The organism is Algibacter miyuki, assembly GCF_030409805.1.
Lineage (GTDB): Bacteria > Bacteroidota > Bacteroidia > Flavobacteriales > Flavobacteriaceae > Algibacter > Algibacter miyuki.
The window spans coordinates 427163-440425 of record NZ_JAUFQP010000010.1; the positions used below are offsets into that span (position 1 = coordinate 427163).

At 33.0% G+C, this 13263-nt stretch carries 12 protein-coding genes; 6 read left to right on the forward strand and 6 right to left on the reverse strand.

The window, feature by feature from the left end:
* Window positions 1-52: 52 nt before the first annotated feature.
* Window positions 53-349 (forward strand): GNAT family N-acetyltransferase, encoded by a 297-nt coding sequence (locus tag QWY92_RS09890; protein ID WP_290270786.1) that lies wholly within the window; start codon window positions 53-55, stop codon window positions 347-349.
* Window positions 350-426: 77 nt separating this feature from the next.
* Here the strand turns inward: QWY92_RS09890 and QWY92_RS09895 are convergent, their stop codons facing one another.
* Both QWY92_RS09895 and mtaB read right to left on the reverse strand, forming a co-directional pair.
* Window positions 427-816, reverse strand: a complete 390-nt coding sequence (locus tag QWY92_RS09895; protein WP_290270789.1) for a hypothetical protein — start codon at window positions 814-816, stop codon at window positions 427-429.
* 124 nt (window positions 817-940) lie between these two features.
* On the reverse strand, window positions 941-2269 hold the full coding sequence (mtaB, locus tag QWY92_RS09900) for a tRNA (N(6)-L-threonylcarbamoyladenosine(37)-C(2))-methylthiotransferase MtaB (protein WP_290270792.1): 1329 nt from the start codon (window positions 2267-2269) through the stop codon (window positions 941-943).
* A gap of 89 nt (window positions 2270-2358) precedes the next feature.
* Here mtaB and QWY92_RS09905 point away from each other — a divergent pair, with 89 nt between their 5' ends.
* On the forward strand, window positions 2359-3981 hold the full coding sequence (locus QWY92_RS09905; protein ID WP_290270795.1) for an ABC transporter substrate-binding protein: 1623 nt from the start codon (window positions 2359-2361) through the stop codon (window positions 3979-3981).
* Between the two features lie 9 nt (window positions 3982-3990).
* Here QWY92_RS09905 and QWY92_RS09910 read toward each other — a convergent pair whose 3' ends face one another.
* The 4 genes from QWY92_RS09910 to QWY92_RS09925 all read right to left on the reverse strand — a co-directional run bounded on the left by QWY92_RS09910 (window position 3991) and on the right by QWY92_RS09925 (window position 7823).
* Window positions 3991-4902, reverse strand: coding sequence for a TolB family protein (locus QWY92_RS09910; RefSeq protein WP_290270797.1), 912 nt, complete (start codon window positions 4900-4902; stop codon window positions 3991-3993).
* Between the two features lie 229 nt (window positions 4903-5131).
* Window positions 5132-5836, reverse strand: coding sequence for a lysoplasmalogenase family protein (locus QWY92_RS09915; protein WP_290270798.1), 705 nt, complete (start codon window positions 5834-5836; stop codon window positions 5132-5134).
* A gap of 422 nt (window positions 5837-6258) precedes the next feature.
* The gene (locus QWY92_RS09920; RefSeq protein ID WP_290270799.1) at window positions 6259-7434 is read right to left on the reverse strand and encodes a GlmU family protein; all 1176 of its coding nucleotides are present in this window, start codon (window positions 7432-7434) and stop codon (window positions 6259-6261) included.
* Between the two features lie 137 nt (window positions 7435-7571).
* Window positions 7572-7823, reverse strand: a complete 252-nt coding sequence (locus tag QWY92_RS09925; protein WP_159019589.1) for a type B 50S ribosomal protein L31 — start codon at window positions 7821-7823, stop codon at window positions 7572-7574.
* 160 nt (window positions 7824-7983) lie between these two features.
* Between QWY92_RS09925 and QWY92_RS09930 the strand changes: the two genes are divergently transcribed.
* The 4 genes from QWY92_RS09930 (at window position 7984) to QWY92_RS09945 (ending at window position 13178) form a co-directional block, all read left to right on the forward strand.
* Window positions 7984-8514 (forward strand): DUF4199 domain-containing protein, encoded by a 531-nt coding sequence (locus QWY92_RS09930; RefSeq protein ID WP_290270803.1) that lies wholly within the window; start codon window positions 7984-7986, stop codon window positions 8512-8514.
* A 38-nt stretch (window positions 8515-8552) separates the two neighbouring features.
* On the forward strand, window positions 8553-9503 hold the full coding sequence (locus tag QWY92_RS09935; protein ID WP_290270805.1) for a glycosyltransferase family 2 protein: 951 nt from the start codon (window positions 8553-8555) through the stop codon (window positions 9501-9503).
* Window positions 9504-9612: 109 nt separating this feature from the next.
* Complete coding sequence (locus tag QWY92_RS09940; protein WP_290270807.1) at window positions 9613-11343, forward strand: phospho-sugar mutase; 1731 nt, start codon at window positions 9613-9615, stop codon at window positions 11341-11343.
* Window positions 11343-13178 carry an ABC transporter ATP-binding protein gene (locus QWY92_RS09945; protein WP_290270809.1) on the forward strand — a complete coding sequence of 612 codons (1836 nt, stop codon included), beginning with the start codon at window positions 11343-11345 and terminating at the stop codon, window positions 13176-13178. Before QWY92_RS09940 ends, QWY92_RS09945 begins: the two co-directional genes overlap by 1 nt.
* Window positions 13179-13263: the final 85 nt, after the last annotated feature.

A 13263-nucleotide genomic window follows, 5' to 3' on the forward strand; every position in this document is an offset into this window, starting at 1 on the left:
AAAATAGTTTTCACTATTTTAAGATTTGGGATAATTAAAAAAAATTTATGATATGGTTGAAGCTGCTGAATTGATTGACAATGAATTTTTACGTCAATTTGAGATTAAAATAGATGACCATTTGGCCATAATAGAATATTCGCTACAAGAACGAAAAATTTTTTTAACAAAACTTATAGTTCCAGAACAAATTACTGAAGAAGATTTTAATAATGAATTTTTATCGGTGGTTTTTGAACAAATAGCAGAACGTAATTTAAGCGTGATGCCTACCTGTCCGGAAATAGCAAAATTTGTAAGAAGCAATAGAAAATATAAACGTATGCTACCTGTAGGCGTAAGAATATAAATTTCTAAATATTGAAAATAAAAAAACCGAAGTTATTAGCTTCGGTTTTTTTTATGTTTTATTTTAAAATGAACATTCTAATAATACTTAGCATAATCATCGGATACTTTATCTAATATCACGGTTTGATTATCGGACGTCATTAAAACAAGCTGTCCCTCGGTATTTAGGGTATACACCTTATCATCTGTATCAATATCTTCAAGCGTTACGGTAATTCCTTTTAACTCCCATCTAAAAGTATTTATAGACGAAATTTCTAGTTCACCATTAACTACAGAGTTTATTGTAAGCCCTGTATTCGATTCACCAAACACCAAATTAAATGTGGATACAGAATTGGTGTCGCTCACTGTACTTTCCCATACGCCAAGTAAATCAAAATTTTGATCATCATCATTACTGGAACATGATACAAAGGCAAATATAGCTAAGGAAGCTAAAAGAAGTTTTAAGTGTTTTTTCATAATCAACAATAAGGTTTTAAGAAAAAACCCACAATATTTCACCAAACTTACACTAGCAACATCAGAGACTCAAAAAAAGTCGTTTAAAATCATAAAAACCTCTTCAAAAAGGAATTTATAGAATTTAAGTTGTTACTCCCTGATTTTCAAAGTCGAAACGCACCAAACCATCATCGTCAATTTTAGTCAATACAACGTCATGTAAAGTATTTACTAATTCTGGATTCCAAGGTGTTTTTACTTTTACGTAATTCTCGGTAAAGCCATGGATATATCCGCCTTTATTTTCACTTTCAAACAAAACAACACGCGAACTACCCAATTGATTTTCGTAAAAGGCACGACGTTTTTTAACCGATAAACCACGTAACATTTTACTACGTTTACTACGCACATTACCTGGCACAACACCATCCATATCTGCTGCTTCCGTATTATCACGTTCCGAATAGGTAAACACGTGTAAATAAGAAATATCTAACTCGGTTAAAAAATTATAAGTCTCTAAAAAATGCTCATCTGTTTCACCAGGAAACCCAACAATAACATCCACACCAATACAAGCATGCGGCATCACTTCTTTTATTTTTAAAACGCGATCTACATAGAGCTCTCGCATGTATCGGCGTTTCATTTTCTTTAAAACCTCGTTACTCCCAGATTGCAATGGAATATGAAAATGCGGCACAAAGGCACGAGATTTCGATACCAAATCAATGGTATCATTCTTTAATAAATTAGGTTCGATAGACGAAATTCGTAAACGCTCAATGCCTTCAACTTTATCCAATTCGGTAACCAAATCTAAAAAAGTATGCTCGTGTTTTTTATTTCCGAACTCCCCTTTTCCGTAATCGCCAATATTAACGCCAGTTAAAACAATTTCTTTAATATTTTGTTTTGAAATATCTCGGGCATTTTGCAACACATTTTCCATGGTATCACTTCTAGAAATACCACGCGCTAAAGGGATGGTGCAATAGGTACATTTATAATCGCAACCGTCCTGAACTTTTAAAAATGCTCGTGTTCTATCGCCTATTGAATATGAACCTACGTAAAAATCGGCATCTTCAATTTCACAGGAATGGACTTCGCCAAAATCGTTCTTTGATAAATCGTTTATATAATCGGTAATTTTAAATTTTTCAGTAGCACCAAGCACCAAATCCACACCGTGAACATCGGCCAACTCTTGAGGTTTCAACTGCGCATAACATCCCACAGCCGCTACAAAAGCATCTGGATTTGCTTTTTGCGCCTGTTTTACAATGGTTTTAAAACGCTTATCGGCATTTTCGGTAACCGAACACGTGTTTATCACGTAAATATCAGCCTTTTCAGAAAAATCGACACGGTTAAATCCTTCATTACTAAAATCTCTAGCAATGGTTGATGTTTCAGAAAAATTAAGCTTACAACCTAAAGTATAAAATGCGACTTTTTTATTCATTTATTATATTTCATTTCCACCTAGATGAAAATCTCATTATATTTACCTGTTAACACTAAAAGTCTGCAAATTTACAATTAATAAGTTATATGATAAAACATGTTACTATCCAAATAATAAACTACTTATCAATTAGTTGCGCTGTTTTATTCTTTTTTTCCTGCGGAAATGATACAAACCATAACCAAGATCATCTTGTTTTTAAGTATAACGAACATAAAAACATAGGTTCGTTAGACCCTGCTTTCTCAAAAGACATTGCCGATATATGGGCCACCAATCAGCTTTTTAACGGCTTAGTACAAATGGACGACAACTTAAATGTAATGCCTTGTATTGCTAAAAGCTGGACTATTTCCGAAGATGCTCAAACTTATAATTTCAACTTACGTAATGATGTATTTTTTCATAAACATCAATTATTTGGAAAAGACTCAACTAGAACCGTTATCGCGAAAGATGTTGAATACAGCTTAAACCGATTATTAGATAAACAAATTGCTTCGCCAGGAAGTTGGATTTTAAGCAAGGTAGATTATTTTAAAGCGGTAAATGATTCGGTATTTCAAATTAAATTAAAACAAGCCTTCCCTGCTTTTCTCGGCTTGCTCACCATGAAATACTGCTCGGTGGTACCCAAAGAAATTGTAGAACATTATAACACCGACTTTAGAGCGAACCCAATTGGCACAGGTCCATTTAAATTCAAACGTTGGGAAGAAAACGTGAAACTTGTTTTTAGAAAAAACAATCTTTATTTTGAAAAGGATAAACTAGGAAAAAGCTTACCCTATTTAGAAGCTGTAGCTATTACATTTTTACCAGACAAGCAAAGTGAATTTATGCAATTTGCTCAAGGAAACATTGATTTTGTATCAGGTTTAGATGCCTCTTACAAAGATGAAGTTTTAACTGCCGATGGCCAATTGAGAAGCAAATATGAAAACATATCGAACTTAATTCGCGGCCCTTACTTAAACACCGAATACTTGGCCTTTTATCTTGATTCTGAAGTATCGGAAGTACAATCTAAATTAATTAGACAGGCGGTAAATTATGGTTTCGACAGAAATAAAATGATGATTTATTTACGAAACGGCGTTGGTATTCCTGCTAATGGGGGTTTTATACCAAAAGGACTTCCGGGATACAATGAAAATATTGGCTTTACTTACAAACCCGAAAAAGCAAAACAATTAGTCCAACAATTTAAAGACGAAACCAATAATAACGCACCAGAAATCACTATTACCACCATTGGGAATTATTTAAGTTTTTGCGAATACATACAGCGTGAGCTACAAAAAACAGGCCTTATTGTAAATATTGATGTGATTCCTGCTGCGACCTTAAAAGATGCTAAAGCCAACGGAAAACTGGATCTATTTAGAGCCAGTTGGGTAGCCGATTACCCCGATGCTGAAAACTACTTATCGCTTTACTACAGCAAAAATTTTGCGCCAAACGGCCCAAATTATACGCATTTTAAAAACGACCAATTTGATGCTTGGTACGAGCAAGCCTTTACAGAAACAAGCCCTGAAAGTAGAGCTTTACTTTATACTAAAATGGATTCTTTAGTGATGCAAGAAGCTCCAATAATCCCTTTATTTTATGATGAAGTTGTACGTTTTACACGAAAAAACGTTGAAGGACTGGGTATAAATCCTATTAATTTATTAGAACTTAAACAAGTTAAAAAGAAGCGATAACCTTTCTAATTACATCTTTTTAAAAAAATATACATCATCATCTCCTTTTCCGCCGAGTCGCTTTGATGATAGAAAACCTGAAACATTATCAGCATTTATAATGATAGACAAATCGTCTTTATTACTATTTAAAGGTTCTTCCAATTTAACTGCTTTCTCAAAGGCGCCTTCACTATTCATTGTAGATTTATATAAATCGTAACCACCAAAACCATTTGGCCTATTTGACGAAAAATACAAGGTATTATCATCAGCAATATAAGGAAACATTTCTTTGCTATAAGAATTAACTTTAAGTCCTAAATTTAGGGGTTCACTATAAGTACCATCTTCCAAAATATCGACTTTATAAATATCCGAAGCTCCTTTTGAGGTGTTCTTACCGCCTTTAATATTAGCTGTAAAATACATGGTTTTCCCATCGCTACTTAATGCAGGATGCGCATAAGAAAACCTAGGTTTACAAAAATCTAACACCTTAAAATTAGTAAAGCCTACTCCACTTTCAAACTCACCAACTTCAATATGAAAATTGGTTTCTTTAAAGGGAACTTTTGGTTTGTTTTTTTTGGTATAGACTGTAGAAATATATATTTTTTTTCCATCTGCCGATAGTGTCGCACTATTAATTTTAGATACGTCTGCTTTTGGATCTATTTGTAATGGCATAAGGTTTTCTATTTTGTCATTTCCAACTAAATACCCCTGAAGCACCATTAGTTTTGGCTCGCCATGAACACGTTTTACTTTACCTTTTCTATCAAGCTCAAAGGAAGTTAACATAATATTGTTACCAACCCGCATGAGACCGAAATGAGGATTTTCATTATTTATATCTAAATTCTCAATTACAAAATTATTGGTTTGCCCATAAGAAAACCCACATAAAAACATAAAAAAAACAGCAATCCTTTTCATCATAATCTATTGATATTAAAACAAATATACAAATACTTATTTTAATATTTCGGAACAATAAACACAACAAAAAAGTTAATCGGTTAAGCTTAAATAAACGTAAAAAAACAGCATCCTCGTCTCAACGAAACATTTTCGTTTTTTCAAAAACATGATTTAAATTAGCACGTACTTTCTTTGTAACTCCGATTTTTCGTAACCGCATGATTACAGTTATAACTTGATTGTTTTTCTAAATTATATTACTCTTATTAGAAAACTGATCTATTTCAGTTGGTTCAAGCAAAACTTCACTCAATATACCCAGAACAAACAGGTATTGTCCTACTTCATATAAAACAAGTAATATTGGACCATCGAATGCAGAGCTACTTCCATAAAGCTTTATCGCTAGCATGCTTTCGGATATTACAAAAAGCAGCAAACCTAAAAACACCAAAATATAACTCTTGTAACAAACAAACTCTTTTCTAACAAAAGCAAATGCCAATAAAACTACAGATATAAAAAAATAAACGATAATTATGAAGAATTGTCCTTCTGAGTTATCGTAAACTTGGGTAACAAGCAAGAACATATATAAGCTAAAAAGTAATAAAAAGAAGAATATCCGATTATAATTAAAATCGTGATTTTTCGCTAACCTTAAGCCATAAAAAATTTTACCTCCTGCAAAAAACACGAAAGACAGCAAGAAATAGGTATAACTATTATTCATGAGCACCCCAAAACAGCCACCAATAGTAAAAAGGACTAAACCTATAATTACGGCATTAGACTTAAATTTAGGAACCTTATCACTCTTATTCACTAGATAATACACCAACAATAAACCCGTTACTAAACTTTTGGTTATAAAACGATGAAGGGATGTATCTTGGTTTTCCTTTACCAAGTTATCCAATATAAGAGCTATAAAAAATATAACAGAAAACAAGTAAACGTTTTTAAAAAAAATACGCATAAAATAGAATAATTGACTTATTTTTTTCCAAGATAGCCAATTCATAACTTATTACTCTTTAAAAACTTAAATATCATTGTGTTATTTTACATTCAATACCCTGAAGAAGAATTAATTGTAAATACTCCACATATTAAGCAAATTTCGTTGCACAAAATAATAACTCCATAAAATTAGAACATTGCGCTATAATTTAACTCTAAAAACAACGCCTAGGTTAACTCACAAGAACAACCTGAACCAGAGCTATAAGCCATTATACTAGGCACCTACTTAACTTGAAAAGCAGATATGCATTTGTTATTACAAATAGATCTTATAATTAAAACAAGATTCATTTAAAATGACTTTCACACATTTCACCTATTATAATAAAGTTAAGTTCTAAAGTCCTCCTATTCTCTTCTATATTTTTTAGTTTCTTCAAAAACATACTCTAAAATAGCCTGATCTTGTTCATCAAATTCAATTCCACGTCTACTCATAACTATTTGGGCTACTTCAAAAGCTTTCTTTGTTAAATAGGTTGAAAAACCAGCGCTGCCACCCCAAGAAAAGCTAGGCACAAAATTACGTGGAAATCCTGGCCCAAAAATATTTGCACTAACACCAATAACGGTACCGGTATTAAACATGGTATTTATACCACATTTACTATGATCTCCCATCATAAGACCGCAAAACTGCAAGCCTGTTTTGGCAAAACCTTCGGTTTCATAATCCCATAACCGCACCTCGGCATAGTTATTTTTTAAGTTTGAATTATTAGTATCGGCGCCTATATTACACCATTCACCTAAAACAGAATCTCCTAAAAAGCCTTCATGCCCTTTATTTGAATGTCCAAAAATAACCGAATTACTTACTTCTCCACCTATTTTACAAAACGGCCCAATAGTTGTTGGCCCATAAATTTTAGATCCCATTTTTATAACAGAAGCTTCACCTAAAGCTAAAGGCCCACGAATTAGTGCGCCTTCCATTATTTCAGCATCTTTAGCAATATAAATAGGTCCTTTAGAGGCATTTAATGTTACAAATTCTAGCTTTGCACCTGCTTCTATAAAGATGTTTTCTGGAGCTATAACATTATTTGTTTCAGAAATGGGCTGCGAGCTACAGTCTTCGGTAAGTAAGTTAAAATCTTCCTGAATAGCATCTGCATTTTTAGAAAAAATATCCCAAGTATTCTCGATAACCAAAACATCATCCTTAAATTCAATAGCTTCAAAAGCATCAAAATCGATATCCTCTTGCTCTTCTTTTGTAAAAAAAGCTATGATATCTTCACCTTTAAGAATCAATTGGTTTTCCTTTAAACCTTTTACAACTTCAATTAAAGCTTCGTTTGGAAGGTATGATGCGTTAATCATCACATTTTCTTCCATTTCTACCATCGGGAATTTTTCAGCTAAATAATCTTCCGTGATTGTAGTTGTGGTGCAACCTAGGTGTTTTTCCCATTTTTCACGAATGGTTAGTATACCAACTCGAATTTCGGCTACGGGCCTCGTATATGTAAAGGGTAATAAACTGTTTCGAGAGGGACCGTCAAAAAGGATGTAATTCATTTGAATCCAAAGGATTTATGGCTTGAAAAAAATAGTTTCAAGTCTTATTATTTTTCAAAAGTAATTTAAATATAGAAAACAAAAAAGCCTTCCATATTAAATATGAAGGCTTTATATAAATTAAATACGTGCTAAACTTATTTTTTAAACTTAGCGTATTTGTTTTTAAACTTGTCAATACGACCAGCTGTATCTACTAATTTAGATTTACCAGTGTAAAATGGATGAGATGTTCTAGAAATCTCCATTTTTATTAATGGATATTCAACACCATCAACCTCAAGAGTTTCGTTTGTATTTGCTGTAGATTTTGTTAAAAACACATCTTCGTTAGACATATCTTTAAACGCTACTAATCTATAATTTTCTGGGTGTATACCTTTTCTCATCGCTAAATGCTTTTATTCTTTTCAATTTTGGAAGTGCAAATTTAAGCAAATTTTATAAATTCACAATATTTTTTGCATTTTATTTTTTACTGGTACAAATGTAACGTTTTACTATCTTTGAACACTAACATTTCAACTAAAAAATTTCAATAAAAATATTATGGACAAAACTTTAAAATCTGTAGCCACAAATTTCGGCTTGTATCTAGGCACACTACTAGCTTTAATTACAATAGTACCTTATGCTATCGACATTACAATATTAACCAATACTTGGTTAGGTATCTTCATTTTAATTGCTATTATTGTTTTTGGTATCATTTCGGTTGCCAAAGCCAAACAAGTACAAGCAGGTTACGCCACTTTTAAAGAAGCTTTTACCGCCTATTTTATTACGGTAGCATTAGGTTTACTTATTAGCACACTAGTTTCTTATGTATTATTCAATTTTATTGATACCGATGCCGCTGAAGTTTTAAAGCAAAAAACTATTGAAAAAACAGTAGAAATGATGGAAGGTTTCAATTCTCCAAGTGGCGTTATAGACCAAACTGTTGAAAACATGGAAGCTCAAAACAATTATTCTATAGCAAATATTGTAAAAGGATTAGCAGGTTATTTAGTGATGTTTAGTATTATAGGACTTATTGTTGCTGCTGCAATGAAAAAAAAGAACCCTGACGCAGAATAAATTCTGTATTTTTGAATCTTATTATTGAAAACCATTACATGAATATATCAGTAGTTATACCACTACTTAACGAGCAGGAGTCTTTAACAGAATTACACGATTGGATTGTACGCGTTATGCAAGCCCATAGTTTTACGTACGAAATTATCTTTATTGATGATGGTAGTACCGACGATTCATGGAAAATAATTGCGACGCTTTCAACTAAAAATGATAACGTAAAAGGCATTCAGTTTTCACGAAATTTTGGTAAATCGCAGGCTTTACATGCCGGATTTAAAAAAGCTGAAGGTGATGTTATTATCACTATGGATGCCGATTTACAGGATAATCCAGATGAAATACCAGACCTTTATAATATGATTATAAAAGATGGTTTCGACTTAGTTTCTGGTTGGAAAAAGAAACGTTACGATTCTGTTATCGCAAAAAACCTACCTTCTAAACTATTTAATTGGGCCGCGCGTAAAACATCGGGGGTAACTCTTAACGATTTCAATTGTGGACTAAAAGCCTACAAACAAGAAGTAGTTAAAAACATTGACGTTAATGGCGAAATGCATCGTTATATTCCGGTACTTTCAAAAAACGCAGGTTTCAGTAATATTGGTGAAAAAGTAGTACAACATCAAGCTCGAAAATACGGCGAAACTAAATTTGGTATGGATCGGTTTGTGCACGGTTTTCTCGATTTAATTACCATTTGGTTTTTATCGCGCTTCGGTAAACGGCCCATGCATTTATTTGGATCTTTAGGATTTATTATGTTTGCCATTGGTTTTGCTTTTGCCTTCTATTTGGGCATCGACAAGTTATTTTTAAACAGAGCAGGACGCCTTATTACCGAACGTCCACAGTTTTTTATATCACTTTCTACCATGATAATAGGTATGCAATTTTTTGTTGCAGGTTTTTTAGGCGAAATAATTCTTCGAAATAAACCCGACAAAAACCGCTATTTAATAAAAAATGAATTAAATTTAAAATAAATCCTCAGCAAGGGCTATTGCTGATTCCTCCAATTGTAAAAAGTTAAATGGAGTTCCAATTTTTCTATTACAATTGTTTACTTTTGTTACACAACTAATTATACAAAACATGATACACATTGAACCGAAAATTTTAGACAGAATAAACGCTTGGTTAACACCTGCTTTTGATGAAGAAACGCAAAACACTATTAAAGATAGTATTGCTAACAATCCAAAAGATATTCAAGAAAGCTTTTATAAAGATTTAGAATTTGGAACAGGTGGTATGCGCGGTATAATGGGGGTTGGTACAAACCGTATCAACAAATATACCTTAGGAAAAAGCACACAAGGTTTAAGTGATTATTTAATAAAATCGTTCCCTGGAGAAACACCTAAAGCGGTTATTGCTTACGATTGTAGACACAATAGTAAAAGCTTAGCAAAACTGGTAGCCGATGTGTTTTCTGCTAACGGAATTCAAGTCTATTTATTCGAAGATTTACGTGCAACACCAGAATTATCGTTCGCGGTAAAGCATTTAAATTGCCATTGTGGCATTGTTTTAACAGCATCGCACAACCCACCAGAATATAACGGTTACAAAGTATATTGGCAAGATGGCGGACAATTAGTACCACCGCATGATGGCGCTGTAATTAGTTTAATTAACGCTTTGGATTATGCCGATATTAAATTTGAAGCCAATAACGATTTAATAGAATATATTGGAAAAGATGTTGATGATGTATTTATCGATGCCTCAGTTGAAAATGGTTCTGTTGGTGCAACACAAGCAGCAAAAGACGATTTAACCATTGTTTTCACATCATTACACGGAACTTCAATTACGGCAGTTCCTGAAACGTTGAAACGTGCCGGATACAAAAACGTTCATATTGTAAAAGAACAAGAAGCTCCAGATGGTGATTTTCCAACCGTAGCTTCTCCAAACCCAGAAGAACCAGCAGCTTTAAAAATGGCTTTAGAATTAGCCGATAAAGTAAATGCCGATATCGTAATTGGTACCGATCCAGATTGCGATCGTTTAGGTGTGGCGGTTAGAAATTCGGATGGTGAATTACAACTTTTAAATGGTAACCAAACCATGTTAATGATGACTGATTTTCTATTAAAACAATGGAAATCAGAAAGCAAAATTAACGGCAAACAATTTATTGCTTCAACTATAGTATCTACACCAATGCTTACCAAGCTAGCAACATCTTACGGTGTGGAAAGCAAAATTGTATTAACAGGTTTTAAATGGATTGCGAAGTTAATTCACGATTTTCCTGAATTAGATTTTATAGGTGGTGGTGAAGAAAGTTTCGGTTATATGGTTGGCGATTTTGTTCGCGATAAAGATGCCGTTACCTCTACCCTGTTGGCTTGCGAAATTGCAGCAATTACAAAATCTAACGGAAGTTCGTTCTTCAACGAATTAATCAAATTATACACCGAACACGGTTTTTATAAAGAAAAATTAATTTCGTTAACTAAAAAAGGTATCGAAGGTGCCGAGGAAATCAAACAAATGATGACCGACGCGCGTAACAACACCCTTAAAGTAGTTAACGGATCTAAAGTAGTTAAGTTTGAAGATTACGATTTATCGGTTTCAAAAAATATGATTACTGGTGAAAAAACACCTATTGATGTTCCAAAATCCAACGTACTAATTTATTATACTGAAGATGGTAGCCAAGTGGCATTAAGACCAAGTGGAACCGAACCAAAAATTAAATTCTACGTGAGTGTAAACACACCGCTATCGGCTATTGAAGACTTCAAAACAACCGAAGCTGCGTTAGACACTAAAGCAGAAGACATCTTAAAAAGCATGAACCTTATTTAATGGATTATATAAAGAAGCTTTCCAGGTTTATTTCACCTTACAAGAAATACGCCTATTTAAATATTTTTTTTAACATCCTTTTCGCACTATTTGGTACACTCTCTTTTGTATCACTTATGCCGATGTTAAAAGTTTTATTAAAAACTGCCGAATCTATAACAACCAAACCCAGCCGTGCTGATTATGATGGCATTTTAGAATATGGCGAATATTTAGAAGATTCTTTAAACTATTTTATTACTCAAAAAATAGCAACAGACGGTCAATACAGTGTATTAATTATAATGATTTGCATTGTATTGGCAACGTTTTTGCTAAAAAACCTATCCGGTTACTTTTCTAATTTCTTTCTAGCTTATTTAAGAAATGGGATATTAAAAGACATTAGAAACGAGTTATACAAAAAAACAGTAGAGCTTCCTATTGCCTATTTTTCAGAAAAAAGAAAAGGCGATTTAATCTCGAGAATTTCGGCCGATGTTAATGAAATTCAAAATTCATTACTAGCCATGTTAGAGCTTTTGGTTAGAGAACCGCTAACCATTATATTCACGATTATCGTGATGTTTACTATTAGTGTAAATCTTACTATTTTCGTTTTTGTATTTATTCCTATTTCTGGACTTATTATTTCACGCGTTGGAAAAAGTTTAAAAAAACATTCTAATCGTGTACAAGAAGAAAACGGCATGTTTCTTTCTGTTTTAGACGAAACGCTTAACGGCTTAAAAGTGATTAAAGGTTTTAATGCTGAAGATAAATTCAATAGAATTTTCACAACGTCTACAAACCGATTGTTTAAATTTTCGAACAACTTAGCCCATCGTCAAAACTTGGCTTCTCCAACTTCTGAATTTTTAGGAATTGTGGTGATTGCAGTGATATTATTATATGGTGGAAAAATGGTTTTAGTTGATAAAATATTAACCCCAGACCAATTTATAACTTACATGGTTCTGGCTTATAACATTCTAACACCAGCCAAAGCAATCAGTAAAGCGAGTTATAAAGTAAAAACCGGTAACGCATCTGCCGATCGTGTTTTAGAAGTTCTAAATACAGAATCTACCTTAAAAGATTCACCAAATGCGATAACCAAAAAAGACTTTTCTAATGAAATAAAATTAAACAACATCTCCTTTAAATATGAAGATGAAATGGTTCTGAAAAACTTCTCAATTTCAGTGCCTAAAGGAAAAAGTATTGCGTTAGTTGGTCAATCTGGAAGTGGAAAATCAACCATTGCTAATTTAGTTACCCGTTTTTACGATGTTAACGAAGGTAGTATTACCATAGATGGCGAAAACATTAAAAACCTAACAAAGCATTCACTTCGGAATTTAATGGGCTTAGTAACTCAAGATTCTATCCTATTTAACGATTCAGTAAAAAACAACATCCTTATCGGAAAAGAAGATGCTACGGATGATCAAATTATCGAGGCCTTAAAAATTGCAAACGCTTGGGAATTTGTAAAAAACCTTCCGAAAGGTATTGACACCAATATTGGCGATGCTGGAGGAAAACTTTCAGGAGGCCAAAAACAACGTTTAAGCATTGCGCGTGCTGTACTTAAAAACCCACCAATTATGGTGTTAGACGAAGCTACTTCGGCATTAGATACAGAAAGTGAACGCTTGGTACAAGATGCCTTAGAAAACATGATGAAGAATAGAACCTCCATCATTATTGCACATCGTCTATCAACCATCCAAAATGCTGATGAAATTATTGTTTTAAATAAAGGTGAAATTACAGAACAAGGAAAACACCAAGATCTTATTACCAAAAATGGTGTTTATAAGAAACTAGTAGATATGCAAAGTTTCGAATAAAACAGAATATCATAAAAAAGTAAAAAGGATAGAGACTTGGGGGCTTCTATCCTTTTTTTATTCCTGTTAGACTTGGGGAAGACTA